Here is a 25,987-nt window from a genome sequence, read left to right on the forward strand (position 1 = left end):
ACCGCGGGTATTGCCGGTGATGGGGTTCGGTCGCATGATTGGACCATGCAACGTGCCCTTCTTCCTGCCCTCCTTCTGCTGTCGCAGCCGGTTCTGGCCTGCGACCTGGCGCTCGTTCTGACCATTGATGTGTCGGGGTCGATCGACCGCGGCGAATACCGTTTGCAGGTTCAGGGACTGGCCGATGCGCTCGCCGATCCGGAAATCGCGGATGCACTGGTGCTCGGACAGGTGGCCTTGGCGGTTGTCGAATGGTCCGGCACCGGACAACAGAATTTGTCAATGCCCTGGCGGCGCATGCTCAGCTATGAAGAGGTCGCGGATTTCTCGGATCGCGCCCGCGATCTCAAGCGCGCCTATTCCGGGTCGGACACGGCGGTGGGCGAGGCCATTGCATTTTCGGTCCAGCAGTTCGCGGCGGTCTCCGACTGCCGCCGCAAAGTGATCGATATATCCGGCGACGGGCCACAGAATGCGGGCTTTCCCCTTGCGCCCGAACGCACCGGGGCCGAGGCTGCGGGGATCGAGATCAATGCCGTCGCCATCGAGGATATCGGACAGGCAACGCCGATCACCGAGTTCTATCGGCGTTACGTCGTCACCCGGAACGGGTTTGTATTGACCGCGCGCGGGCTGGAGGATTATCCGCGGGCCATCCGCGCCAAGATCCTGCGCGAGGTTGCCAGGCCGCTCGGCTGAGGGCTTGACCACACCTGATCAACCATGCAAGCGTCAACCTGTGGGGCCTGCGACCGCGCCCCGTGAGGCCGAGGCCAGAAGCGTCGCATCCTTCTTGATCAACCCAAAGGATGCCCCATGCCCGGCTTCGGCTCTATCTCACCCGTACAACTCGCCCGCCTTATCGGCACGCCCGATTGTCCCGTCCTTATCGACACTTGTATGAACGACGACTTTGCCGACAACCCGCATCTGATACCCGGCGCGCGGCGATATCCCTTCGGCCGGATCGCCGAGTTTGTCACCGAAATCGGGGACCGTCCGGTCATAGCGATCTGCAAAAAAGGGCTGAAACTCTCGGAAGGGGCGGCCGCGATCCTGCGCTGCCACGGAGTTAGGGCCGAAACACTGGAGGGAGGCATTCTGGCCTGGCAGGCCGCCGGTTTGCCGATGATCCCCGCTGCCGCCCTGTCCGCCTCGCGCCTCTGGGTCACACGACACCGGCCCAAGATCGACCGCATCGCCTGCCCCTGGCTGATCCGGCGATTTATCGACTCCGACGCGCAGTTCCTATTTGTCGCCCCAGCGGAAGTGTCCGCCGTAGCAGAAAAATTCAACGCCGCGCCCTTCGACATCGAAGGCGTCACCTTCTCGCATCGGGGCGGCAAATGCTCATTTGACGCCCTTCTCGACGACTTCCAGCTTCACACCGAACCGCTCGACCGGCTGGCGCTTGTCGTGCGAGGGGCCGACACTGACCGTCACGATCTGGCGCCGCAGGCGGCAGGACTCCTGGCCCTGTCGGTCGGTCTCTCGCGGCAATACAAGGACGATCTGGAGCAGCTTGAGGCCGGAATGCTCATGTATGACGCGCTCTACCGCTGGGCCCGTGACGGGTTCGAAGAAGGCCATGACTGGCCAGCGGGGCGCAAGGCATGAGCGACCCTCAGCTTTGGACGGTCTTCGGCCGGATCGGCATCCTTTCCTTCGGCGGGCCTGCCGCGCAGATCGCGTTGATGCACCGCGAATTGGTGGAGGAACGCGACTGGCTGAGCGAGGAGGAGTACCTCCGGGCGCTCAGCTTTTGCATGCTCTTACCGGGACCCGAGGCGATGCAGCTTGCCACCTATGCGGGCTGGAAGCTCGGTGGCATCAGGGGCGGACTGATCGCGGGTGGCCTCTTCGTGCTGCCCGGCGCGGCGGTGATCCTTTTGCTGGCGGCACTTTATTCTGCCTTCGGACAGGTCCCGCTGGTCTCGGCGCTTTTTCTCGGCGTCAAGGCTGCCGTCGTGGTGATCGTGATCGAGGCCCTGATCAGGGTGGCCCGTCGGGCGCTGAAAGGACGAGCGGCCTATGCGATTGCGGTCCTCGCCTTCATCGCGATCTTCGCTTTCAATCTGCCCTTCCCGGTCATTGTCGTTGCGGCTGCCATCGCAGGGGCAACTCTTCTGCCGCGCCCGCCCGCCAAGGATATAGCCCTTCCCAACCATCCCCGCCTTGCCGGAACAGTGGCGGCCGGCCTCGGGCTCTGGTGGGCACCGGTCGCAGCCCTTGCGCTTTGGGGACAGGACTTTCTGGTGGAAATCGGCCTCTTCTTCTCAAAGCTCGCCGTTGTCACCTTCGGCGGCGCCTATGCCGTTCTGGCCTACATGACCCAAACCGTCGTGCAGGATTACGGCTGGGTGACGACACCTGAAATGATGGATGCGCTGGGGTTGGCCGAGACGACTCCGGGACCGCTAATTCTCGTGACCGAATTCGTGGGCTATCTTGCCGGATCACACCAGGGCGGGGTGGGCCTCGCCATCTCGGCGGCTGCGCTGACGATCTGGGTGACATTCCTGCCCTGCTTTCTCTGGGTCTTCGCTTTCGCGCCATATATCGAATGGACCGCCACACGCCCGCGTCTGGCCGCCGCACTGTCCGGCGTCAGCGCCGCCGTCGTCGGCGTCATAGCCAATCTGGCGATCTGGTTCGCATTGCATCTGTTCTTCGCCCGCACGAATAGTCTCGGCGGTTTGCCCCTGCCTGTTCCGGAGTTCGCGTCCTTTCACTGGCAACCCACGCTGATTGCTTTGCTGTGCGCCTGGCTCCTGTTGCGGCGGCGCTGGAACATGATCGCTGTTCTCGGCATCGCCGCACTTGTCGGCGCTGCCCTTTCAGCGGTCCGGTGACAACGCTCCGCGTACGCGCGGCAAGGGCCCTTTCATTCCGGTTCGAATCCCTTATGCTGGCCGTCACGCAGCCACGGGAAGACCGCAAAATATGAGTAAAACCATCGACTACGGCAACCTCATGCACCGCGCGATGCGGGGCCTGATTCTGGAGGTTTTGCGCGGGGTCGAACGGCATGGTCTGCCCGGCGAACATCACTTCTTCATCACCTTCGATACACGCCATCCCTCGGCCCAGCTCGCCGACTGGCTGCGCGAAAGGTATCCCGAGGAGATGACGGTGGTGATGCAGCATTGGTACGATGCGCTGAGCGTGAATGACGACGGTTTCGCCATCACGCTGAATTTCGGAGACAACCCGGAACCGCTTTACATCCCCTTCGACGCGATCCGCACATTCGTCGATCCCTCAGTCGAGTTTGGCCTGCGATTCGAAACGCAGGACAGCGACGACGACGAGGAGGATGAGGACGAAGACGACACCGCGGAGGCCACCGCGCCGCGGAAAGAGGCCGAGGTTGTCAGCCTCGACAAATGGCGGAAGTGACGCTTTAGCGACGTTAGCGCCACCGTTAACGACATCGTCCTTGGCCCCCCGGCCGGAATCGCTTAGGCAGGGTCCGACATCTTCCAAGGACGGACCTTCGCCATGACCAAGACCCGCACCGAGACCGACAGCTTTGGCCCGCTTGAGGTTCCCTCCGACAAGTACTGGGGGGCGCAGACCCAGCGCTCGATCATTAACTTCCCCATCGGCTGGGAAAAGCAGCCCGTTGCGATCATCCGTGCGCTTGGTGTGATCAAGCAGGCAGCGGCCGAGGTCAACATGGCGACCGGCAAGCTCGACCCCGCCATCGGCAAGGCAATGGTACAGGCGGCCTCTGAGGTCGTGGCGGGCAAGTTCGACGACAACTTCCCGCTGGTCGTCTGGCAGACCGGATCGGGCACCCAGTCGAACATGAACGCGAACGAGGTCGTGTCAAACCGCGCCATCGAGATCCTCGGCGGCGAGATGGGGTCGAAGAAGCCCGTCCATCCGAACGACCACTGCAATATGGGCCAATCGTCGAACGATACCTTCCCGACCGCGATGCATGTCGCCATCGGCATGATGGCGCGCGATGTGCTGCTGCCGGGTTTGCGTAAGTTGCATGGCGCGTTGGCGGCGAAGTCGGATGAGTTCAAGGACATCATCAAGATCGGCCGCACCCACACTCAGGACGCCACACCCCTGACACTTGGCCAGGAATTCGGCGGCTACGCCCATCAGGTGAAGAAGGGGATCGAGCGGGTCGAGGCCTGCCTGCCCGACATCTATGAACTGGCGCAGGGCGGCACTGCGGTTGGCACCGGGCTGAATACCAAAAAGGGCTGGGATACGGCGATTGCCGCCAAGATCGCCGAGATTACCTCCCTGCCCTTCGTCACCGCCCCGAACAAGTTCGAAGCACTTGCGGCACATGACGCGATGGTCATGTTCTCGGGGGCGTTGAAGACGGTCGCCGCGAGCCTCTTCAAGATCGCCAACGACATGCGGCTTCTGGGCTCCGGCCCCCGGTCCGGCCTCGGCGAACTGATCCTGCCGGAGAATGAGCCGGGGTCGTCGATCATGCCGGGCAAGGTCAATCCGACGCAGGCCGAGGCGCTGACGATGGTCTGCGCTCATGTGATGGGCAACGACGCCGCCGTGGGCTTTGCGGGGTCGCAGGGTCATTTCGAACTGAACGTCTACAACCCGATGATGAGCTACAACGTGCTGCAATCGATGCAGCTTCTGGGCGACGCGGCGGGGTCGTTCACCGACAACATGGTTGTGGGGACCGAGGCGAACGTGGCGCGGATCGACAAGCTTATGAAAGAGTCGCTGATGCTGGTCACGGCACTCGCCCCCACCATCGGCTATGACAACGCGACCAAGGTCGCCAAAACCGCGCACAAGAACGGTACGACGCTCCGCGAAGAGGCCATCGCGCTTGGCTTCGTCGATGGCGAGACGTTCGACCGCATCGTCCGACCGGAACTCATGGTCGGCCCGGAGGACTAAGACCTGCCACAGATCGTCAACCTGAGAACCGAGCGGAAGCGGCGCGAGCGTGCCAAGGACCGGGCAAAGGCGGCGGAAAACGCCGCCCGCTTCGGTCGGTGCAAGATTGCCAAGGCCGAGGAAGAGGATACGGCCGCCCGCGCGACCCGGCACCTCGACCAGCACCGGCGCGAGGACCCGGAGACGTGAGCCGTCCGCTCAAAAGGTCGTTGACCCTGAACGGGCACCGGACGAGCGTGTCACTGGAAGAACCTTTCTGGCGCGCCTTCAGGCAGATTGCCGAAACCAGGGATCAGCCAATCAACGCGCTCGCGGCAGAAATCGATGCTGCGCGTGATGCCGAAACCGGCCTTGCAACGGCGATACGGCTGTTTGTTCTGAACGATCTTCAGGCCCGGCTTGACGTACGCTGATACTCAGCTTGCGACAGGGTGAGGGTAAAGCGCGCGCCGCAGCTTAGTTGAGAGCAATTTCTGATATTCTTCATCGTCGGTCAGGTCCCTGCGGCGGGGTCTGGATTTGAGTTCCCCGGAAAAGAGTGCCTGGATTTCCTCGCGCGAGACGGTTTCGAACTCCGGCTCCGGTTCAACATGAATACCGACAAAGCGCCAGGACGGGATGGCGATGCGTAGAAGGCTGCTGGCAGCGTGACGCCCCGCTTGACCGCAATGATATTCCTGTAACGTCATGTTCCCTCCCCAGGGTCACGACAATCCTCACACGATCTCTTCGCCCTTGATGACGGAAGAATCGCAGGCCAGAGCTAAGACTGCGATAGTTTCTCTTCTCGGATCAATTCCCGGTTGCAGAGTTTATTGATTTCCCACCAACGGCGTTGACACTTGTTGTCTGGACGCAACAGCTTTTCCGCACTCTTGCGGCCCTAAGGGGAAAATCCGCGATCCATACTGTGCATTTCTCAAATGCTCAGACAGGCCCGCGACGCACATGCGCCCGAAAACTAGTTACGTTCCCGCTGCAGCAGGGCCGCTATTTCCTCACGAGAGACTGAGAGGTCGGCAACACTGTTCGTGAACGGCTGAGACGACCGGATACCAAAGGACGGAAAGGCGATACGGATATGCACCGGCAAGTTCCCGGGGAAAGCAGAGCCCTCGCCGTGAGTGCCGCGAAAACCAGTTCAACATCATTACCCGCCCCCCGACGGATGTATAATCGGGGCCAGCACCTGAGTGCGCCTGCGGCCCCGACGGGCGTTGCCGCCCGATGTGGTGACATAGTCAATTGCGGCGACAGTCTTAACAAATCCCTTAATGGTTGTATTTACACTCAAGCCAAGTAACGTGGCGTCACCCTCGATTTTCCATCTAGCAGATCGCCTGAATCGTGGCAAAATTGTGATTTTTACTCTCTAACCGCCTTTATCTGGCCTTTTTTAGAGATGAGGACCAATTCGGCGCTTGTCCTCGAAACCCGATTCGCCAAACCTGGCGCGCCACCACAAAGAGGCAACCACCACCAAAGGTTGCTCCCGTCGTCATCGCGGCGGCTACTGCCGTAACGCAACCCGAAGCAAAATGCCCGCCTGCGACCGGACCGTGAGATGGGCAACCGGAACTGGCGGCGATCCTTCCGTCGAGAATTCCAGATCGCGGACGAGGAGCGCGAGCAGGAGCGGTCCCTCGATCATCGCGAACCCGGCCCCGGGGCATACCCGAGGGCCTGACGAAAACGGCAGGAACGCACGCCGCGCACTGTCGCGCCCCTCGGGGCTCCGCCACCGCCCGGGATTGAAATCATCGGGCTGGTCCCACAGCCTTTCATGCCGGTGCACATGCCAGGGGCTGATGACGATCTGCGCCCCGCGCGGAACCGCCCGATCTCGGAACCGGACGGGACAGCGCGCCTCACGCACCATCATCGGCACCGGCGGGTAAAGCCGCAGCACCTCACGGAAGACATCGCGGGTAAGTTTCAACCGGGCGACATCGGCAAAGACGGGTTTTTCGCTCAGAACCTCCCGCGCCTCCGCGGCGACGCGCGCCTGCAACTCGGAATCGGTGGCCAGCAGATAGAGCGCCCAGGCCAAGGCCGATGCCGAGGTCTCGTGTCCCGCCAGGAAAAAGATCGCGACCTGATCGACCATCTCGGAGGCATCGAAGCGGTCGCCTGTTTCCGGATCGACGGTCGTCATGATCTTTGTTGCCAGATCATCGGGCGCGGTGCCGACGGCGATTTCGGCTGCACGCCCGGTCGTCAGTCGGGCGATAAGGCCCCGGATCTCGCGCGCAGCCCGGCGGATGCCCGGGCGATGGAACCGCGGAACCCAGCGCGGCAGCGGCAGGAAAGCGGCGAGGTTCAAGAGCGGCTGCGCCCGCTGGTATCGGCGGAAGGCGTGGAACACGCCGGATGCGATCTCATGCTCAATCGGGATCGAGAACAGCGTCCGAAAGATCACGTCGGCAGCAGCGTGGCTTGTCTCTTCCTCTACCTCGACCACCGTTCCCGCACGTGCCGCCATCCGGTCGCGCGCAGCCTCGGCCGCCCCGAGCATTGCGGGAAAACTCTGATGCAGCCTACCACCTGCAAAAGCAGGGTCGATGATCCGCCGTTGCCGCGCCCATTCCTCGCCGTTGGTGACAAAAACCGAGCGGCCAAGCAACGGCAACAACCCTTCGCGCACCCGGTCGGATTTCGGGAAATCCGCAGGGCGTTCATTCAACACGCGGTCGATCAACTCCGGATCATTGCAAAGGTACGACCGAAAAAAAGGCGTGCGGAACTCGGCCATCCAGGCGCGATAAAGCCTGGCGGGCTGTGCAGAGAGAATATCGGCCCTGAACAGTCGCAGGTATCGCAGTAGCGACACCTTGTCAGGACGGGAGGCAGGTTTCGGAGCGATCATGCGATATCCCGGTAATGGTTTGCCACACGCTCGATCCGGCTTTGTGACGGCTTGCGGTCGCGGAACCGGGCTGAAAGGGTCTGAGGCCCTGCCGTGATGCGGAAATAGTCATAGTCGCCCGGTCGGTCGAAAGCACACAGATACTGGAAATGCAGCCTGAAATACCGCCGCTTCAATGCCTGCCAGCGTTCCGGGCTTAGGGTCTGGGTGAATGCAGCGGAGATGACCAGCGGCCAGCGTTTACCGGGCGGGGCGACGCCGGTCACGCTGACCGGGTCGCAGAGCGCGAAGGCGCAACCGTCACCCGGTGCTGTGACATCGACCCAGGTCAGTTCGTCTCGCGCCGAAAGGAAGGCGAGATCGGCCCTGAGGCGACGCGCGCGCGGCAGGAAGGCGGCCATCGGCACGACATGACCGAGCGACAGAAACCCCAGCGCGGGCCCGGATGCGGGCACCCTGCCCGCCCGGATCAGATCGGCCAGCACCGAGACAGCCAGATGCACGCCGGAGGAATGTCCGACAACCAACACCTCATCCCAGTCCTCCTGCAGTTCGGCCGCGACCCGGTCTGCAAACTGTGCCAGCCGCGCCTCGAGCACGGCCGGATAGGCGCCGCCCTCCTGCGCGGTGAACGCATAATCATGCATCAGATAATAAGCGTAGATCCGGCCATCGAGCGCGCGAAACCGCCAGAGCACCGCCCAGACCAGCACGACACCCCCGATCCAGCCGACTTCGGGCGGTATTCCCGCCGCCCCAAGCCCCCGGCCCAGCAAGAGCGCCGCGCCCCAGCCCGCTGCCGTCGCCACGAATAATTGCAGCAGCAGAACCACCACGGGATAGAGCGCGGCAATCGTCGGCCCCTTCCTGAGCCGCATGACACGGAAGATCACCCCCGAGGCGACATAGGTCCAGGCCGTTCTGGCAAGCTGGCCGTAGGTTGCGATGATCCCTTCGGCCATCGAGGATCGCACGATATCCGACCAGACCAGCACCTCGATCCCGGCCTCGGTCTCGCCACGCTCCATCCGGCCGACCACCTGCCAACCATGAGCGGTGCCCGGACGCCTCGGAGAGAACGCTACATCATATCCCGATATTTCGGATTGCGCCCTGGCTTCGCTGCGATAAAGCTCGCGGTAGCGGCGTGGATGAAAAGGATCGTAGCCGGGGATGTAGAACACCCGCCGACGCGCAACCCTGTCCCGGTTCCCGCGCTGCATCCGCCTGCCGCCTGCCGCCTGCCTCTGTTGGCAGTGATGCTAGCGGAGATTGCCCGGCAATACCAATCAGGAACCGCTTTCTGCCCGATCAGAGGTCCTGCCCAGCCAGGATAGCGCCTGCAGCCCGCCCCAATTGGCGCGACACATCCTCGAAAACAGTATCATATCCGGCGAACAGCGCCCGGTTCAGGTCACGCCCGGCCTCGGTTTCGGAAAAGTCGATATACTCGCCAATCTCCTCGTCGGACAGCGGAGCGTAGGCCATGGCCAGATAGGACAGGATCCATATCTCTGTTTCGTCGCGGATATCGGCCTCCTGCCCCCAGATTTCGCCGATTATCTCATCCTCACTCATCGCCGACGGCAACGCGCCGGCGTCGGCCAGTCCGAGGTAAAAAGCATAGTTGGCGTTCAGCCCGCCCGTGACATTGGCATCGACAAGATCATTGACCGAAACGAACTCCTCGATCAGTTCCAGACGGGGGTCGCCGGTCTCCCGCATTTCGTCCAGTTTCGCCCGGCTCGCCTCGTCAACGGCTTCATCGAGAAGGGCACGGCGGGCCGAGATTTCCAGCGCGACAACCCGGCGGCCAAGATCGGACGAAAAGAATTCTAGCATCGAGGAGACATTGCCACCGGAAGTGTCAAGTGCTGCCTCAAACGCTTCGGAGAAACCGTCGACCATGCGCCCTGTTTCATAAATGCCGGCGACCGCTTCATTCCACCGGGCGCCGCCACTGCCCGGAAACATGTCAGCTTCGAGCTCGCGGCCATAACCGAGCCCTTCCTCGGTCATCACAGCAAAGACTTCGGGCAGTTGGAGCGCGGCGCTCAATTCCGTCACGTCACTGTCGGCGGCACGGGATGAGTCGGCCAGCGAGAAAAAGAGTGCGACAGGTAGCGCTGCGGCAAGGCGGAACATGGATGGTCCTCGATCGAGTGGAGACATACACCTAGTCGCACAGGATGCTTCTGCCAAGAACCCGGCGCACTCGTTTGAGTCCACCAAGGCCAAACCTTGCGAAAATTACGGGTTGCGCTGCTGCGCGCGGCCCGCTAAATCCCGCGCACAACGACCCCTGACGCGGAGAGGTGCCGGAGCGGTCGAACGGGGCGGTCTCGAAAACCGTTGTGGGTGTGAGCCCACCCAGGGTTCGAATCCCTGTCTCTCCGCCAAATCTCATCTATTAATTGCTTAAATACAAATACATAACCAAAAAAAGCGCGAATTCATCCCCCATTATGACCGCCATTGTGATTTCGGTGCCCGCCGCGTGAAAGCCCAAAATGTTACGGTTTATACCGGATGAACGGGGCGAGCGGTTCAGTGTTAGCTGGCTCGGAAGAATCTACCTCCCCTCCCGGCCCTTTCGCTCGTGACCCTCGGAAAGGTCGTAGGACGCTGAAAAATTATTACCGCCCGAACGCACCAAGACCTCGGCATGGCGATAGGCGCTCTCGGACCGCGAAGAACGCTCATAGAAACGTCGCGAAACCTCAGCGTTGAGCTCCTTTTAAGAAGCTCTTGGATAGGAAATTGATAATCTCTGTTCGAGCTTCCTCGTCCGGAGCATGATGTTTCGATAAAAAAGCTGCAAAGCTGTCATAGCCGTACGTTTCGACGTGACGCCTCGCAAAACCAAGCATCAGAATTGGACTGTGGCAGAAGACACATCGTGCTCTGAGAAGGTTTGCTGCATGATCAGTATCCCCGTCCGAGCGCTGCTCTTCTGCGAGCACCGGCTGCGCCAGCAGTACACAAGTGATGGCGACAACATGGACCCAGATTGAGCAATGACGATTATGCATAGCTAACCTTGGCGGCTTTGCTGTAGGCCAACCAATTACTCAGGCTCCACAGCCCCCTTGCGCTGATAACTGTACGCTCACCCTTCCTAAAACCACTTGATCGGCGTCAACCGAAAGAGGCCAAGAAAGGCACTTCAATTGGGTGGCTCAGCTAAGCAGTGGGTTAAGGCTCGAATTGTACTGGCCAAGCCAATGACCGCGATGCGGGACAAAGCTGCCGTACGATACCAAGCAGCGTTCCTGTTTGATTAAACTTCGCTTCGCAGACAAAACACACTTCGGATGTTCGACGGTGTCTTCAAAGAGGGAAGAAGCGGACTCGGCGAAAGAATTCAAAGTGACACCTTGTATTGCGCTTCACTAGAATGACCTGCAGCGACCAAGCATGGAGAATCATCGATGCAGCCGTCCGGTATCTTGCGTGAACTTCTCGGAAGGTTACCCCGGGATATCGTGATTGATCCTGAAGCGCCGAGTTACGAATCTTTACGTCGCGTCTGTATTGTTTGTCGCGTTGTCGAGTTTTCGTCCAACCGATAGTTCATCCCTGACCTCAGGGTCGGTGTCCAAAAACTGGGGTTCCACCATCGCTCCGACCGCATCGAAATAGCGGCTCACAAAGGCGCGAAACGATGCAGCAAGTGCGATATCGGCGATGTTGAGGTCGCTGAAACCAAGCACACGCAGCCTCTGGATGTCGGCCTCAATTACACGCGAAGCGTCCTGGCTGATCTGCGCAGCATAATCAAGCATCGCGACTTCCTTGTCTGAAAGACCTGCGTTCCGGTGATCTCTCCTAATCGCAAGTGCTGTCTCCCGGCCCAGAGCCTGGGACAGGGCCCGGAAGTAGACGTGAGAGCAGTAGCTAGAAGGTACGAACTTTGCGGCGACAAATGTGATGAGCCTGAAATTGAGGAGGCCGAGCGAGAACCCGTCCCGTAACTGATGTAAGAGGCTTTCGATGGGAAGAATGACATCGGGTCGAGCCGACCAGCACTGAGTGGCCTGCATGACCAGGCCCATCGACGCCACTTCCGCGCTGTAAAGCTTTGCGAGCTCTCCGGTCGCATCTTCCGGCTCTATTGTCTTGATGAACATCAATCGGCCTCCCCAAGCACGATGATGAAACAATATCGGTGCGGTTGGTTCTCGGCGATGATTCTTCTTTTTGAGGGTATTATCTGGTGCTTCCGCTTGGGGCTCAGTTCCCCCCGGCGTCCGGCATCCAGCGACGAATGACGCCCTCGCTGTCGTCAAAATGTGCTTCGAATATGGGCGAAGCCAGGACTGCCAACATATGCAGCTCGCCGTCTCCCATATTGCGGAAGCAGTGGCGGATTTTTGCAGGTACCAGTGCCGAGTGGCCCGCACTCGCTTGAAACCGTTCCCCTTCGATCCAGATCTCCGCTTCGCCCGATAGCACAGTCAGGACTTCCTCGACCGGGTGCCAATGAGTTGGGGCCCCTAGCCCTGGCTCGCACCACTGCTCAAAGATCAAAAGGGCAGACGCGCCGGTCAGGGCCGAGATGCGCATGCGCGTCGAGACACCGGGACGCCATTCGAGTCGGGCTTGAATGTTGTGATCGATCAGGTCCAAGGCAAGCCCCCCATGTACAGGCGGCGTAGGGCCGCAGGTTTTGGCTCGGCAAACAAGACTTGATGAGTCCGCAACACCGGAAACGCGATCGACATCTGCCCACCTAAAGGAATCTAACGCTCGCATCTCCCAGGAACAGCTGCGCAATCAATAAATTACCACTGCTTGCCGCAAAGTGCACGCGTGTCTGCTTCGGGCTCAACGCGGTCATCTGATCCAAGCCCTTAGATGTCTCGGTTGAGCCCGAATTCGACGCTTACTCCGAGCAGCGATAAGGAGTTCGTATGGGTGCCGATCGAAACTCACGCGCCTGGCACATAAGCCTGAAGGATGGCAGCCCGTTCGCGCTCTGCTTTGTAAGCTGCACGGAAGCGCGGAGCAAAAAAAGCCGCGAAGGCGCGGACCTCAGGACGACGATAGGCTTCAGGACTGATTGCCAACCAGGACGACAGACCTGTTCCCTCAGGTGGCTCGAAGCAACGCACCAGATCGGGGTAGTCCAACGCAAAAGAGATACTTAGCGGACCGATGCCGAGCCCTGCAGCTACACTGGCGGCAATGGCCTCCGCGTCTTGGCAGCGACCAACTATCTGTTCGGGCGAAATCCGCTCAACCAGCCAGCGGTTGAGGAAGAGTGCAGCAGGCATCGGATCGTAGATCACGAAGCTGTGGCCAGCAAACTCCTCGGGCGATGAAGGCAACCCTCGGCGATCTGCGTAGCTGCGCGACGCGAAGAGTGTTGATCTGACATCTGAAAGCTTTGTGCAGATCAACCGCTCGTCGGCAACGCTCGGAGCGATACGCAGCGCAATATCGGCTTCGCCGGCGACCAGATCCAGAACCTGGTAAGTCGATATCAATTCGTAACGCACATTCGGATTCTCCGCGCTGAAGTCCGATAGTATCGCGGAGAATATGGGCGAGAAGTTTCGGCGAGGCGCGGTGATACGAATGGTCTGTACGTTCGGCCGGCGTGCCTGATGGGCCGCGCCCTCGAATTCGTTCGCTGCCTTCTCCAGCTTTTCCGCATGTGGCAGGAGGCATTTGGCTTCGTGTGTTGGATGAAAACCGCGCGTGTCCCTCAGGAACAGAGTCAGCCCGAGTCTGGTTTCCAGCGCTTCGATCTTTCTGGTCACGGTCGGCTGTGAAATGCAAAGTCTCCGAGACGCCGCCAGCGTCGAACCGCTTCGGTAGACAGCAAGAAATACACGAACGTCCGACCAGTCCATGCGCGTCGCTATACATTCATGAAGAGCGGCTTTTCACCAAAGTGCATACCACGCCTCAGCCCTTCATCATAGCATCCTCTCAATCGCGCTTGGGCATGAGGGTCTTCGAAATGGCAACGATTGAAGGATTATTCCGGTCCGAGGCTTTCTTCAGAACCCTTCATTTTTCTTGGCCGCGGTTGCGTCGGGCCACAGAAAGATCCGAAAGCGACCCCGACGCCTGTCGCGCCCGCATGGAGTTCGTGAAGAAGATGATACAAGCCTGCCCTGAAGCCTTCACATCCGTGTCAGACATCGAAAGCATGTCGATCTTAATGTCGCGACGATACTGAGGTGCGCGGGTGTTCACAGTCGAATGGAAATCAGCTTTCGAGCCGACGCTGGCCAATTACAAGGCACAAACCAGACATATTACCGGCCGGGGCGATATCCGATTGGTCTTTGTATTCTTTGGTGAATTCAGCCGAAAGAGGCCAACGCTGCACGGGCTGTCGAGGAAGCGAGTATGCGCCCTTTCAATAGGCGAGTTAATGTTCTGGCGATCGCGTCGCGAACGGAACTTGAGGACAGTAGCATGCGGCATCTCGCATTGACGGCAGACCATGTTGCCCGGGCTAAAAGGCTCATACCCCAGACTGCGACGCAAACCACTTTGTTGATAAGTGCGACGAGGTTTAGTCTCTGGCTTTTCAGGTCGACCGTGGTCACTCTCGCAAAGAGCATAGCTGCTCTGTCTGGGATAATTGGAAGCTCCGCACGAATGGCTTATGTCGATCCATACATGCCGAACAAAAAAAAGGAAGGAACTGATCTAATTGGTTGATACGAAGCCAATCTGTCCGCTTTGGGCTCAAAGCGGTCATCCCACGGGCCCAGTCGCGCTGATCCATCCGTTCTTGTGGCTGATCGTCCGCTGTGCGGGACGAAGCGGGCCTAAGTTTTTTATCAACCGAAGTCGACCAAAATATGATTCTTCTTGATGACGCAACGAACGGTTACTTTCTGTTCGACTCTCTCAGAGTTCCTTGACGAAAAGTAGCCATTCGGTTCCGTCGCCGTTCCATGACCCCTGCACTATTGGTCGGCTGTCAGTGACTCGGTAGCCGTGGCGTTGGTACAGTCGGCGGGCTTCGGCATTTGTGTCTGAAGTGATCAGGCTGATCGTCGTGTTTCCCGCTTCGTGGGCCAATCCCTCGGCAAGACCCAGGAGACAGGTGGCATGTCCGCGTCCACGGGCCTCGGGAAAGGTGGCAATGGCGTTCAGATACCACGTGCCGAGCGCCTCATTCTCAAGTTCTATGAGTGGCCGTGCGACATCGCCGAATGCATCGGTTGGTTCGGGCTCAAGGGGCATGGAATACCCCAGTAGCGCAGCCTCGATGCCATCCCCGCGATCTATGACGATCATTTGTATATCCGGATCTTTGATACGTGAGAGAGCGCGACGTCGGCCAACGTCCCAAGCGCTTTCACCTACGCCACGCATAGTCTCCCAAATCGCGACAAGAACACCGTGTCCCGCCATGTCATAAAGCTTTATGAAGCTTTCGACGTCACTGGGCTCGGCGCGGCGGAGAGGCGGAGTTAAAGTGATGCTCATGATAGACCTAAAAAACGCGACGGCTCCCGGCGGCTCAACGCCTTCTTTTGGGCGTTGTCGGCGAACTCACGCTATCACATTTCAGAGTCGCAAGGTCTGAATTTTTTTCTCTCACGTCCGTCCCAAGATGGGCTGCATCAGTAATCCGTTTTCGGCTCAAAGCGGTCATCGGATGTATTCGTCCGCTGCCCTAGATTTCATGTCCTTCATCACGGGCCATCCTCGCGAGCGTGTTCACCAGTCGGCGCATCTCAACCGCTTCCTCCGACCGCTCCCCGTGCTTCCAGTTCCAGTGCGCCTTGCCGCGCGGCGCACCGCCGCCCGCGCCGTGAACGCGGCACACGGCCCATCCGTTGACCGCTGGGGCTTTGCACCGCTCTCCGGTTGACTTGGCCCTAGCGTGGCACCTAGGCGCGTCCCTGAGGCGCTGGGCGGGGCTCATGGGGCAAAGTATCTGGACGCCTCGCCAATGGCCGCTATGCGGGTAAAGAGGATATTTACTGTTCTAGAATGAACCTCAGTTTTGACACTCATCAATATGTGGGAACTTCTGCGTGGTAAGAAGGTGAAATGTAGAAGGAGCATAAAATGCAACTTAGAAGATCTACTTTGTTTGCGCTCTTGATTCCAATTTTGGCAATCAGCTGCACTCCGTCTCAGAGTTCTGGCCGATTAATAGTTGGCTCGACTGCGTCCGGGGATTTGATGACTCCAGAGCAGGCTGAGGCGAAATGTCGGGAACTCGGGAAAACATCAATGCTTCAGATCACAAAAACAAGAACTGATAACATTTGTGTATGAACCTCTCTTCCGTTTTTCGAAGTCAGGCTCGCGAGTTTTCTAGCGTCGCCTCACGCTCAAGGCGGTCAACTGATGCATTTGCTCGCTTCCTTAGATTGCTTCCCCTTCATCACGAACCATCCGCGCGAGCGCGTTGACCAGTCGGCGCATTTCGACCGCCTCTAGAGACCGCCCGCCGTGCTTCCAGTTCCAATGCGCCTTGCCGCGCGGGGCACCGCCGCCAGCCCCGTGAACGCGACATACAGCCCACCCGTTGACCGCTGGGGCCTTGCACCGCTCGCCGGTGGACTTGGCCTTGGCATGGCATCTGGGCGCATCTCTAAGGCGCTGCACAGGGCTCATGGGTTTAGCGTCACTTTTTTTCATTGGCCCTCCCCCCCATGCTGAACGGGGCCGACTATTGCCCGACCGCCCTCGTTCACTGTGACGCGCTCTACCCGGACAACCTGCTGGGCCTTTGACCGATACCGTTTCAGCGTTTCCATCTGCGCCGCGAAGGTGCGGGTGAGCTTGTTTAGCGCCCTTTCAGAGCTGTCCCTGCTCGCAAGAGTTTCCGCCCAAAGATAGCGCCGCGATGTGTCCATTGCACAGACATGCACCGCCGCCATCTGTGCTGCCAGCATCGCCTCGACTTCATCCCTCGGTTCCAGACCGACGACGACGCCCAGCGCAAAGCGCATTTTGCTTTCGGATACTGAGCCCTTGTCAGATACCGCGTTGGCAATCTGGCCGAGAAAAGCATCCATGAAGCCATAGTCAAAGGTGCCCACCGCCGCCATCAGCCGCAGATATTCCTCTCCGTTGCTTTCCTCCCCAACCGTGAAGCTCGCGGCGTTGCCCTCCATCGTAACGGACACTTCCGGGGCTTTCGCGCGGCGCTCGTGAAGCTTCTCCTTCAACTCGGCGAAATTCGGTGCTTGTTTCTTGCTCACTTCGTTCATTCGGTACCTGCCTATGGCTAGATGTATATATGTCCTGTTTTTTGGGACGGGGATTTCGCGGAAACTGCCGAATGCGTCCCTTTTTTTGGGACAGTTTCGGGTGTTTTGCTGCTCTCGGGGCTGCGAGTGTCCCGAAAATTAGGACGGGGCGTCCTGTTTTTTGGGCGGGGATTCTGTTTTTCGCTCCACCGCATGAACCCCTTCAGGGCAGGCTTGCCGTTCGTCGTGGGCTCCTCCTGCAAAGCCCATTTCGACGCCTTGCCGATACCGTTTGCCCCAAGATGCGGGGCTTCCGTCATCGTGATGAACTCGCGCTCGGCCAGTTCGCGGAAATATCCCGTGACGGTGTTGCGGTTCACGTTGAGCGCGGTGGCCGCGTCCCGGTGACTGAGGAATATGTCGCCGTTGTTGGCACCATTGAACCGGCGCTTCAGTTCGATGTAGAGCGCTCGTGGGCCGGGCTTCAGGGTGGCCCAAGCCTCGCTCGCCTGTAGCCATTCGGGAAGCTGGACGTGACGCCCAGCCCCCCCTTTCTTATGCGCCTTGTAGCGTTTCGCCGGTCTAGCCATGCCGCCCCTCGTAGAAGGCCAGGAACGCCACTGCACGGGCGCTGGGCTCTGAGAGCCCGTGCTTACGCATGATGCGGCGTACGGGCGCTGGAAGCGGCGCTGGGCGCATCTGGGCAACAACTTGCGTCATTCGCCAGCCTCCATGCCCGAGACGGTCACTACGGCGTCACAGGCAAGCCTGTAGCGGGCGTGAACCCCTTTGTAGGTGCCGCTATGTTTTTCAATCTCGGTATCGACCGGGATGCCCTTGTCGCGGAGCTGGTGGACGTAGGTCGACCACCGCAAAGCCGGTTTTTCGAGCGGGCTCACGCCGCGCGCACCAGCACGGTAGAGTTGATATAACGTCCAGCCAAGACGGCCAGTAAGCCGGAATGTGCGGGGGCATTCGCCGCCCCCAAGGGTGACGTTGACTTTCATCTGAAAGCCTTTCAATGAAAGGCGCGATGCATTAGGACTTACGTTGTCGAGACTACCCAGCGCCCGCGCCTGATTTCAGGTTAGCGGGCGTTATTCGATGCCGCGCTGCGCTGGGCGAGCCAATCTGCAACCGCGCTTTCCGGCCAAGCGACCGCGCGTGAGGTCAGCTTAACCGGGCGGGGGAACTCATCCTTCGCCATCAGCGCATAAAGGGTGGACCGGCTGAGGCCCGTCATGGCCTCCACTGTTCTGCGTCGAAGATGTCTTTCCGTCATATTACCCCTATCTCGCTCCGCAAGTTGGTTGCGGAATCGTTCTCAGTTTGCGAGAGTTGGGGCAGGACACCGGGAGTGCTTTCCGTATCCTGCCCGACCGCCCTTTGGCTTTACCAGAGCCGGGGGCGGTCAACGGGTTACTCTCTTTGACCCGTTTGTAAGGCGCGTATTCCCTCTGTTGCCTGTTCTTTCCACCATAATCCGGTGGTGTGCCGGTCGGGTCAAGGCCGGTCTGGCCCCCTCTTTTTCCCATTTTCTTTCGCGTGTTTCTTTGTGGTGCCTGCAACTTCCCCGATTGTCCGTGGGCGTGCCGGTCCGATCAAGAATTTTCGGTCAATATTTCGCTTTTTTCCGTGGCGGCGCCACGTGGCACGCCTTAAGCCTAAGAATTCATATAAAGAATTTTAGCCGGATTTCCGTCGCAATGGAACGTTTCTTCATGGGGTTATTCACAAACCGCCCAAAACATTTCCACGCTTATTCCCCGGAAAATTCAGGTGCGCCTATGAAATCCGGGGCACTCTGCGCGAAATTGCCGAATCTTCGATATGCAAAGCCCATGCCTCCATCATCTTCCGCCGCTTGTCGAAGAGATTTGACCGGGCATAGGCCGCTTCCGCCGTGTCCTTGATGGTGTGGGCCAGCGCCGCCTCGGCCACCTCGCGTGGGTAGTTGGTGCGCTCCTGCGCCCAAGTACGGAAGGACGTACGGAACCCGTGTACATCTGCATCGAAGCCTAGTTCCTTAACGAGCTTCGACAGCGTCATGTCGGACAGCGGCTTGCCGTGTTTCGTACCGGGGAAAACGAGCCCGGTTCCGTCAGAGAGGTTCTTGGCGGCTTGCAGGATTTCAAGCGCGCGGGCTGACAGCGGCACGACATGGTCGCGCTTCGCTTTCATTCGGCTCGCCGGGATGGTCCATGAGCCCGCGTCCAAGCCGATTTCTTCCCAAAGAGCTCCGCGCGTCTCGCCCGAGCGGGTCGCGGTCAGGATAAGAAATTCCAACGCAAGTTTGGTTGACGGGTCCGCACCCGATGCCTTCACCGCCACTATGCAGCCTGCGACCTCGTTGTAGTGCAAAGCCTTGCGGTGCTGTTTGGTCTTGTCCTGCTTGGGAAGCGCTTGCGAAATGGCATCGGCGGGATTGTCGGAGCGCCAGCCTTGCGCCACCGCCCATTTCATCACCATGCCGATGCGTTGCCGCACCCGCCGCGCGGTTTCAGCTTTCTTCAGCCAGATGGGGGTAAGAACCGCCAGCACATCGGCGCTGCTAACGTCGGACACCTTCGTGCGCCCCATTCTCGGGAAGGCATAGGTTTCAAGTGTCGAGATGAACTGTGCCGCGTGCTTCTTGTTGCGCCATGACGGTTCGTGCAGCTTGTGCACCTTCCGCGCGGCCTCTTCGAAGGTCAGCACCGCTTTTTCCCGTTTCTTATCGGCCAGCGGATCACCGCCAGACCGCGCCAGCTTGCGGTTGGCAAAGGCCGCCTCCCGAGCTTCCTTGAGCGATACGAGGGGAAAAGCCCCAAGGCCAAGTTCGCTGCGCTTGCCTCGAATGACGATACGCTGCACCCACCGCCGCGCGCCGGTCGCATCCACCTTCAGAAAGAGGCCGTGTCCGTCGAAGTATTTGCCCGGTTCGGCCACCGTGCGCACGAAGGCATCACTTAGGGCTTTTTCAGGGTGCTTGCCTTGCTTTCTGCTTTCAGCGTCGTCCACCATTCCGTCCCCCATTAATAATCGGAATATGGGGGACGCTATCGGAACGTGCAAGACAGGAAATCAAAGGAGATCAAACAGTTTAGGGAATCTTCTGGAACATAGCGGAAGCCATGTAGGCGGACTGTCTCTCCGCCATCACATTCAGAGCAGTCCGTAAGTTTGACGCGTTGCCAGCTGCTGTATCAGTAGCCAGGCGACCCGAAGCTTGGCACCGGACCATTCACCGCTTGCAGGCGCTCCAGATTTACAATCGTTGACAGCATGATGCGGTCCTGACTCCAGTCGCCGGGCTTTTGGATCGCTATGGCGGCGGTTAGCGTGATCGCGACGAAAGGCGCGGCGAGAAAGGCGAAAACTAAGGTCGGATTACGTTCCGCCCTCCCCTCGATCACCCTGATCATCCGGCGTTTAAGAAGCGCCGCCGCGCGTCCGCCGAACAGTCCACCTTCGGTTCGTAGCAAAGCCACGGCAGGCAGTTCCACAGCGATCAGTCGGCGCGGACGCAGCCCGTCATGGCAGACACGCAGCAGACAGTCGCAATACTCAGCCACGCTGTAGCCCCGCCGCATCAGAATCTGGCGGTCACACGAGAGTTCGCGCAACTCCTCTACCTGCCGTTTCCAGAGATGGAAGGCTGGGTTCCAGAAAAGGAACGGCTGGATCAGGCCAAGCGCGATTTCCCACTCGACATCGCCCTGGCGCAGGTGCTGCAACTCATGCCCCAGCGCGATCTTCAGATCCGCCTCGCGGGCAAGCATGGTGGATGGGAGTACCACGATTCGGGACCGGATCCCCCGAGTTGAAAAGGGAACGTTGACCGCGTCCGACAGCCGCAGTTCCACCCGGCCGATCCGCCGCCAAACGTAACTCTCGACGATGATGCGGCGAAGCTGAAGGAAAGAGACGAAAAGCCGCAACGCGAATATCAAAAAACCCGCACCAAGGAAGGCCGCAATCCCCTGACCGAGTGGGCCGGACAGCACAAGCGCCACCTCGCTCCGGAAACCGATAAGCCGTTCGAGATCCGCAGGGTTCATCTCGAACCGGCCTTGAAGGTACTGCGACAGGACGAAATCGGTAAGGTTCACCGTGTTTTCAGGCACCACATAGCCCGCCTGCATCGCCATCGAGACCGCCGCGACGAAAATCGGGCTGACAATGACTGCAAGGAAAACCGTTCTTAGCAGCCTGAGACGCGCGGTGACCGCGTGACCGAGCCCCGCGATATTGAGGAGTCGGGAAAAGACCGCCCAGACGAGGCAGGTAAAAACCAGCAGGACGTTGACCTCGATATAGGCGCCGAAAAGGGTGCTAGCGTTTGTCATCCCTGAGCCTCTTGTCAATCAGCGCCCGGATCTCGTCGAGCGCCTCTTCCGACAGGTCGTAATCGTCGACCAGCCGCGCGACGAGCGTCGCGGGCGCATTGTCGAAGAGTTTTTCGGAAAGGTTCTTCAGCGAACGCGACTGATAGGTGTCCTTGCTCAGCGTTGCCGAATAGAGGAAGGTCTTGCCCTGTTTCGTGCTTGTGACGAAACCCTTTTGTTCAAGGATGCGCAGGATCGTGGCAGCTGAGGTATAGGCAAGCTTGCGCGCGGGCGCGAGTGCCTCCTGCACCTCCCGCACGGTCGCTTCGCCCAAGTCCCAGAGCCGGGACATGAATTCCAGCTCCACCTCGGTCAGGAATTTGATTTTCTTGTCGCTCATTTTTTGGTCTTCCCGATCCAGCTCGATCCTCGGGACCTTTCTACTAAGCTTTCCACATTTCTCAAAACGGAATGCGTTTCAGACCTTCCAGAAGCAGAACACACCCCAGCCGATGGAAATCGCCAGCGGCCACCAGAGCGGCATGCCGATCAGCCCAAGCCAGGCCATGAAGATGTAGGACGTACCGAGAAGCGTGATGAACAGCCGGTCGCCGCGCGTCGTCGTCAGGCCCAGCACACCTTGTCGTTCATCCCCGCCCGGGCGGCGGATTTCCAGCACGGTAAGTATGCCCATCGCCGTAAAGATGCCGATGAAGACCAAAAGCGTCGCCGGTGTCCAGGCCATCCAGAACGAGGGCCAGAGCGGTGAGGTCCAGGAGAAGCCCTTGTCCTCAGTCTGTCCGAGATTGCCCCAGCCTTGCGTCTGGGCGTTCGCCGCCAACGGCAGCAGCGTCAGGAATAACGCGAGAGCTCTCATCACACCCTTCCCAGGGCGAAGCCCTTGGCGATGTAGTTGCGCACGAACCAGATGACGATGGCACCCGGGATGATCGTCAGCGTACCGGCCGCCGCCAGCAGCCCGAGTTCGTAGCCCGCCGAGGAAGCCGTGCGCGTCATCGTGGCTGCGATGGGTTTGGCATAGACCGCTGTCAGTGTTTTGGCCAAAAGCAGTTCCACCCAGGAAAACATGAAGCAGAAGAAGGCTGCGACGCCGACGCCCGCCTTGATCGTCGGCAGGAAGATCTGCGTGAAGAAACGCGGGAAGGAATAGCCGTCGACAAAGGCGGTTTCGTCAAGTTCCTTCGGCACGCCCCCCATGAAGCCCTCGAGGATCCAGACCGCGAGCGGGATGTTGAAGAGGCAATGCGCCAGCGCCACCGCGATATGGGTGTCGAAAAGCTCCATCGCCGAATAGAGCTGGAAGAACGGCAGCGCGAAAACTGCCGCAGGCGCCATGCGGTTCGTCAGGAGCCAGAAGAACAACTGCTTGTCGCCGAGGAACCGGTAGCGTGAGAAGGCGTAAGCCGCGGGTAAGGCGACGGTGACGGAGATAACCGTGTTGATCGTCACGTAGATGATCGAGTTGATATAGCCCCAATACCACGTCGGATCGGTGAAGATTGTCCGGTAGCTCGCCAGCGTCCATTTCTGCGGGAAGAGCGAGAAGCCGCCAAGGATTTCTTGCGTGGTCTTGAAGCTCATCGCCACCAACCAGTAGATCGGAAGCATCAGGAAGATGATGTAGAGGATCGGAATGATTGATCTTTTCTGCATGGTGATCCCCTATTTCACATCGTGCCGCGTCATCAGCGTGTAGAAAAGCCACGAGACGAAGAGCGTGATGGCAAAGTAGATGAGCGACATCGCTGCTGCTGGCCCGAGGTCAAACTGCCCAAGCGCGATCTTCACAAGGTCGATGGAGAGAAGCGTGGTCGAATTGCCCGGGCCCCCGCCGGTCAGCACGAAGGGCTCGGTATAGATATTGAAGCTGTCCATAAAGCGCAGCAGGACCGCGATGGTCAGCACCTGTTTCATCTTCGGCAGTTGGATGTAGCGGAACACCGCCCAATTCGACGCGCCGTCGATCTTGGCCGCCTGATAATAGGCGTCGGGGATCGAGACGAGGCCCGCATAGCACAGAAGAACGACCAGCGATGTCCAGTGCCAGACATCCATGGTGATGATCGTCACCCAGGCGGCAAGCGGGCTGCGGGTCATGTTGTAGTCGATGCCGAGCGTATGGTTCATGAAATAACCCAGAAGCCCGATATCTGGCAGGGTAAAGATATTCCACATCGCCCCCACGACGTTCCACGGGATCAGCATCGGCAGCGCCATCGTCACCAGGCAAACGGGCACCCAGAACCCCTTGCGCGGCATCGAGAGCGCGATGATCACGCCCAAGGGCACCTCGATGACCAGAATCAGGAAGGTGAAGAGGAATTGGCGGCCGAGCGCGGCGTGAAAGCGCTCTGACCGCAGGATATCCTGAAACCAGCCCAGTCCATGCCAGAAGAACTGGTTGTTGCCAAAGGTTTCCTGCACCGAATAATTGACGACCGTCATCATCGGCACAAGCGCGTTGAAGGCGACAAGCACGAGGACGGGCAGGACGAAGAACCAGGCTTTCTGATTGACCTTGCGCATCAGGCGGCCCTTTCCTGTTTGGTGGCAATCCAGCCATCGCGGTAAAGCCGGGTCTGGTCAGGGCGGAAGGTCAGGTGGACGCTCTCGCCCTGCCCCGGGACCGCGCCTTCGACAATGGCGCTGACTCTGGTCTCACCGGCCACGGCCTCCACCACCGAATGGCGGCCAAGATCCATGACCTTGCGCACGGTGGCGGGGATGCCGGTCGAGCCAAGCGTCACATATTCCGGCCGAATGCCGATCTCATGGCGCCCCTCGCCGGGAGCGACAGCACCTTCCAGCGTGACCTGCTCGCCGTTGAAGAAGGTGGCACCATCCTTCACCTCGGCCGGCAGAACATTCATGCCGGGCGAGCCGATGAAATGGCCGACGAAAGTATGGGCGGGTCGTTCGAAAAGGTCGACCGGCGTGCCGATCTGCACGACCTGGCCTTCCTGCATCACAACGACCTGATCGGCGAAGGTCAACGCCTCGGTCTGGTCATGGGTGACGTAGATCATCGTCACCTTCACTTTCTGATGCAATTCTTTGAGTTTTGACCGTAATTTCCACTTCAGGTGCGGGTCGATGACGGTCAAGGGTTCATCGAACATGATGACATTGACATCATCGCGGACGAGGCCGCGCCCCATGGAGATCTTCTGCTTGTTATCGGGGCTGAGATGGGCGGCGCGGGTCCCCAGCATCTCGGTCACGTCGAGCATCGCGGCGATATCTTCGACGCGTGTTTTGACGCGGCTCTCGTCCACGCCCCGGTTGCGCAGCGGAAAGGCGAGATTGTCGTAGACGGACATCGTGTCGTAGATCACCGGAAACTGAAACACCTGCGCGATATTGCGCTGATCGGGGGGCAGGCCGGTCACATCCTTACCATCGAAAAGAATGCGCCCCTCGGACGGATGAAGCAGCCCCGAGATGATGTTCAAAAGCGTGGACTTGCCGCAACCGGACGGCCCGAGCAAAGCATAGGCACCGCCATCCTGCCAGTCGAGATTCAATTCCTTCAGCGCGTAATCCTGCGGTCCTTTCGGATCGGGCATGTAGGAGTGGCGGAGCCGGTCGAGGGTGATCTTGGCCATGGGCGCTCCTCAGGCGGCTAGCGCGCCGTCGGGCGCGAAGTAGAAGCAATGGGCGGGGTCCATGAAGAACTCATGATCCTCGCCGACACGGTAGGGATGGACGCCCGGCGCGAGCGAGACCCAGATGTCCGACCCCATGCTGAAATGCGCCGTCGATTCCGAGCCGGATAGCTCGGTAATCTGAATGGTGCCCGTCATCGGTACATGTGCCGCATCCGAGCGGACGGGCGAGACATAGTTGGGGCGCACTGCGACCGTATAGGCCCCGTCCCTCAGCCCCGCCGCAGGACCGGCGACGGTCCAGCCAACACCATGGCCCAGTTCCATCCGGTCGCCTTTCTTGGTGACCGGGGCAGAGTTGATCGGCGGGTCGGAAAAGACACGGGCCGAGGTCAGCGTGTTGGGCTTGCGGTAAATCTCGGCGGTCGGCCCGAACTGGGTGACATGCCCGTCCTGCATCAGCGCGGTGCGCCCGCCAAGCATCAAAGCTTCGGCGGGTTCCGAGGTGGCATAGACCACGATCGCGCCACGCCCCGCGAAAAGCTCCGGCAACTGATCCCGCAATTCCTCGCGCAGCTTATAGTCAAGATTGGCCAGCGGCTCATCGAGAAAGACGGCGGTCGATTCCTTGGCGATGGCCCGCGCAAGCGCGGTGCGCTGCTGCTGCCCGCCCGACAGTTCATGCGGACGGCGGTTCAGCATGGGGCGCAATTGCAGCACATCCGCCGCCGCCTCCACCCGGCCCTGTATTTCCGACTTCGCCACGCCTGCGACCCTGAGGGGAGAGGCGATATTGTCGAAGACAGTCATATGCGGATAGTTCACGAAGAACTGGTGGACGAGGCTGATATTGCGCTTCTGCGGGCTCATCCCGGTCACGTCCTGCCCGTCCATCAGGATCTGCCCCGACGCGACCCGGTCCAGCCCGGCCATCAGCTTGATGAGAGAGGTCTTGCCCGATCCCGTTTCGCCCAGGAGGACGTTGAAACGCCCCGGCTCAAGCACGAGAGAGGTTTCCTTGATATGCGTCACCTGCCCCACGCGCTTGGTGATCGCCTTCAGTTCCAGCGCCATGTCCCCTCCCCGAGGTGTCGCTTTTGTATCGTTGGTGGG

Annotated in this window: 29 protein-coding genes and 1 tRNA gene; 8 read left to right on the top strand and 22 right to left on the bottom strand. The window is 59.7% G+C overall.

Translation table 11 applies throughout. The features are described from left to right. Positions 1 to 45: 45 nt before the first annotated feature. The 7 genes from OEZ71_RS13245 (at position 46) to OEZ71_RS13275 (ending at position 5,309) form a co-directional block, all read left to right on the top strand. Positions 46 to 699 (top strand): DUF1194 domain-containing protein, encoded by a 654-nt coding sequence (locus OEZ71_RS13245; protein WP_263740460.1) that lies wholly within the window; start codon positions 46 to 48, stop codon positions 697 to 699. A gap of 117 nt (positions 700 to 816) precedes the next feature. Continuing rightward, positions 817 to 1,617, top strand: a complete 801-nt coding sequence (locus tag OEZ71_RS13250) for a chromate resistance protein ChrB domain-containing protein (RefSeq protein WP_263740461.1) — start codon at positions 817 to 819, stop codon at positions 1,615 to 1,617. Continuing rightward, positions 1,614 to 2,852 (top strand): chromate efflux transporter, encoded by a 1,239-nt coding sequence (gene chrA, locus OEZ71_RS13255; protein ID WP_263740462.1) that lies wholly within the window; start codon positions 1,614 to 1,616, stop codon positions 2,850 to 2,852. Before OEZ71_RS13250 ends, chrA begins: the two co-directional genes overlap by 4 nt. Positions 2,853 to 2,943: 91 nt before the next feature. Beyond that, on the top strand, positions 2,944 to 3,399 hold the full coding sequence (locus OEZ71_RS13260; protein WP_263740463.1) for an SspB family protein: 456 nt from the start codon (positions 2,944 to 2,946) through the stop codon (positions 3,397 to 3,399). A gap of 102 nt (positions 3,400 to 3,501) precedes the next feature. Further along, the gene (fumC, locus tag OEZ71_RS13265) at positions 3,502 to 4,896 is read left to right on the top strand and encodes a class II fumarate hydratase (RefSeq protein WP_263740464.1); all 1,395 of its coding nucleotides are present in this window, start codon (positions 3,502 to 3,504) and stop codon (positions 4,894 to 4,896) included. Between the two features lie 21 nt (positions 4,897 to 4,917). Then, the gene (locus tag OEZ71_RS13270; RefSeq protein WP_318527850.1) at positions 4,918 to 5,085 is read left to right on the top strand and encodes a DUF4169 family protein; all 168 of its coding nucleotides are present in this window, start codon (positions 4,918 to 4,920) and stop codon (positions 5,083 to 5,085) included. Further along, positions 5,082 to 5,309 (top strand): ribbon-helix-helix domain-containing protein, encoded by a 228-nt coding sequence (locus OEZ71_RS13275; RefSeq protein WP_263740465.1) that lies wholly within the window; start codon positions 5,082 to 5,084, stop codon positions 5,307 to 5,309. Before OEZ71_RS13270 ends, OEZ71_RS13275 begins: the two co-directional genes overlap by 4 nt. Positions 5,310 to 5,312: 3 nt before the next feature. Here OEZ71_RS13275 and OEZ71_RS13280 read toward each other — a convergent pair whose 3' ends face one another. The 4 genes from OEZ71_RS13280 to OEZ71_RS13295 all read right to left on the bottom strand — a co-directional run bounded on the left by OEZ71_RS13280 (position 5,313) and on the right by OEZ71_RS13295 (position 9,907). Then, positions 5,313 to 5,585 (bottom strand): hypothetical protein, encoded by a 273-nt coding sequence (locus tag OEZ71_RS13280; protein ID WP_263740466.1) that lies wholly within the window; start codon positions 5,583 to 5,585, stop codon positions 5,313 to 5,315. 821 nt (positions 5,586 to 6,406) lie between these two features. Continuing rightward, a complete protein-coding gene (locus OEZ71_RS13285; RefSeq protein WP_263740467.1) occupies positions 6,407 to 7,762 on the bottom strand; it encodes a cytochrome P450 in 1,356 nt (451 codons plus the stop codon). Further along, on the bottom strand, positions 7,759 to 8,985 hold the full coding sequence (locus OEZ71_RS13290; RefSeq protein WP_263740468.1) for a hypothetical protein: 1,227 nt from the start codon (positions 8,983 to 8,985) through the stop codon (positions 7,759 to 7,761). Before OEZ71_RS13290 ends, OEZ71_RS13285 begins: the two co-directional genes overlap by 4 nt. Before the next feature lie 88 nt (positions 8,986 to 9,073). Next, on the bottom strand, positions 9,074 to 9,907 hold the full coding sequence (locus OEZ71_RS13295; RefSeq protein WP_263740469.1) for a DUF2059 domain-containing protein: 834 nt from the start codon (positions 9,905 to 9,907) through the stop codon (positions 9,074 to 9,076). Positions 9,908 to 10,071: 164 nt separating this feature from the next. On the opposite strand from OEZ71_RS13295, the gene OEZ71_RS13300 reads away from it, so the two are divergent. Then, a tRNA-Ser gene (locus tag OEZ71_RS13300) sits at positions 10,072 to 10,161 on the top strand. Positions 10,162 to 11,280: 1,119 nt separating this feature from the next. Here OEZ71_RS13300 and OEZ71_RS13305 read toward each other — a convergent pair. From OEZ71_RS13305 to OEZ71_RS13390, 18 genes are all read right to left on the bottom strand, one after another. Continuing rightward, positions 11,281 to 11,892, bottom strand: a complete 612-nt coding sequence (locus OEZ71_RS13305; protein ID WP_263740470.1) for a carboxymuconolactone decarboxylase family protein — start codon at positions 11,890 to 11,892, stop codon at positions 11,281 to 11,283. Positions 11,893 to 11,995: 103 nt separating this feature from the next. Beyond that, positions 11,996 to 12,391 carry a cupin domain-containing protein gene (locus OEZ71_RS13310; RefSeq protein WP_263740471.1) on the bottom strand — a complete coding sequence of 132 codons (396 nt, stop codon included), beginning with the start codon at positions 12,389 to 12,391 and terminating at the stop codon, positions 11,996 to 11,998. Positions 12,392 to 12,693: 302 nt separating this feature from the next. Then, entirely contained in the window at positions 12,694 to 13,620 is a 927-nt protein-coding gene (locus OEZ71_RS13315) for a LysR family transcriptional regulator (protein WP_263740472.1), read from the bottom strand. A 160-nt stretch (positions 13,621 to 13,780) separates the two neighbouring features. Then, the gene (locus OEZ71_RS13320; protein ID WP_263740473.1) at positions 13,781 to 14,008 is read right to left on the bottom strand and encodes a hypothetical protein; all 228 of its coding nucleotides are present in this window, start codon (positions 14,006 to 14,008) and stop codon (positions 13,781 to 13,783) included. 627 nt (positions 14,009 to 14,635) lie between these two features. Next, positions 14,636 to 15,028: a GNAT family N-acetyltransferase gene (locus tag OEZ71_RS13325; RefSeq protein ID WP_263740474.1), complete on the bottom strand. Its 393-nt coding sequence runs from the start codon at positions 15,026 to 15,028 to the stop codon at positions 14,636 to 14,638. A gap of 382 nt (positions 15,029 to 15,410) precedes the next feature. Then, positions 15,411 to 15,563 carry a hypothetical protein gene (locus OEZ71_RS13330; protein WP_263740475.1) on the bottom strand — a complete coding sequence of 51 codons (153 nt, stop codon included), beginning with the start codon at positions 15,561 to 15,563 and terminating at the stop codon, positions 15,411 to 15,413. Between the two features lie 820 nt (positions 15,564 to 16,383). Then, on the bottom strand, positions 16,384 to 16,962 hold the full coding sequence (locus tag OEZ71_RS13335; protein WP_263740476.1) for a hypothetical protein: 579 nt from the start codon (positions 16,960 to 16,962) through the stop codon (positions 16,384 to 16,386). 17 nt (positions 16,963 to 16,979) lie between these two features. Further along, a complete protein-coding gene (locus OEZ71_RS13340) occupies positions 16,980 to 17,567 on the bottom strand; it encodes a hypothetical protein (RefSeq protein WP_263740477.1) in 588 nt (195 codons plus the stop codon). Between the two features lie 90 nt (positions 17,568 to 17,657). After that, the gene (locus tag OEZ71_RS13345; RefSeq protein WP_263740478.1) at positions 17,658 to 17,948 is read right to left on the bottom strand and encodes a winged helix domain-containing protein; all 291 of its coding nucleotides are present in this window, start codon (positions 17,946 to 17,948) and stop codon (positions 17,658 to 17,660) included. Between the two features lie 80 nt (positions 17,949 to 18,028). Further along, complete coding sequence (locus OEZ71_RS13350; protein WP_263740479.1) at positions 18,029 to 18,223, bottom strand: helix-turn-helix transcriptional regulator; 195 nt, start codon at positions 18,221 to 18,223, stop codon at positions 18,029 to 18,031. Between the two features lie 503 nt (positions 18,224 to 18,726). After that, a complete protein-coding gene (locus OEZ71_RS13355) occupies positions 18,727 to 19,944 on the bottom strand; it encodes a tyrosine-type recombinase/integrase (RefSeq protein ID WP_263740480.1) in 1,218 nt (405 codons plus the stop codon). Positions 19,945 to 20,126: 182 nt separating this feature from the next. Continuing rightward, positions 20,127 to 21,269, bottom strand: a complete 1,143-nt coding sequence (locus OEZ71_RS13360; RefSeq protein WP_263740481.1) for a M56 family metallopeptidase — start codon at positions 21,267 to 21,269, stop codon at positions 20,127 to 20,129. Continuing rightward, positions 21,256 to 21,648: a BlaI/MecI/CopY family transcriptional regulator gene (locus tag OEZ71_RS13365; RefSeq protein ID WP_263740482.1), complete on the bottom strand. Its 393-nt coding sequence runs from the start codon at positions 21,646 to 21,648 to the stop codon at positions 21,256 to 21,258. The genes OEZ71_RS13360 and OEZ71_RS13365 overlap by 14 nt, the downstream gene beginning before the upstream one ends. A gap of 78 nt (positions 21,649 to 21,726) precedes the next feature. Continuing rightward, positions 21,727 to 21,993 carry a DUF2160 domain-containing protein gene (locus OEZ71_RS13370; RefSeq protein ID WP_318527851.1) on the bottom strand — a complete coding sequence of 89 codons (267 nt, stop codon included), beginning with the start codon at positions 21,991 to 21,993 and terminating at the stop codon, positions 21,727 to 21,729. A 131-nt stretch (positions 21,994 to 22,124) separates the two neighbouring features. After that, positions 22,125 to 22,922, bottom strand: a complete 798-nt coding sequence (locus OEZ71_RS13375) for a carbohydrate ABC transporter permease (RefSeq protein ID WP_263740484.1) — start codon at positions 22,920 to 22,922, stop codon at positions 22,125 to 22,127. Between the two features lie 9 nt (positions 22,923 to 22,931). Then, the gene (locus OEZ71_RS13380; RefSeq protein WP_263740485.1) at positions 22,932 to 23,795 is read right to left on the bottom strand and encodes a carbohydrate ABC transporter permease; all 864 of its coding nucleotides are present in this window, start codon (positions 23,793 to 23,795) and stop codon (positions 22,932 to 22,934) included. Further along, positions 23,795 to 24,874, bottom strand: a complete 1,080-nt coding sequence (locus OEZ71_RS13385) for an ABC transporter ATP-binding protein (RefSeq protein WP_263740486.1) — start codon at positions 24,872 to 24,874, stop codon at positions 23,795 to 23,797. Before OEZ71_RS13385 ends, OEZ71_RS13380 begins: the two co-directional genes overlap by 1 nt. Positions 24,875 to 24,883: 9 nt before the next feature. Then, on the bottom strand, positions 24,884 to 25,948 hold the full coding sequence (locus OEZ71_RS13390) for an ABC transporter ATP-binding protein (protein WP_263740487.1): 1,065 nt from the start codon (positions 25,946 to 25,948) through the stop codon (positions 24,884 to 24,886). Positions 25,949 to 25,987 lie beyond the last annotated feature (39 nt).

This window comes from Albidovulum litorale (assembly GCF_025751495.1).
GTDB lineage: Bacteria > Pseudomonadota > Alphaproteobacteria > Rhodobacterales > Rhodobacteraceae > Albidovulum > Albidovulum litorale.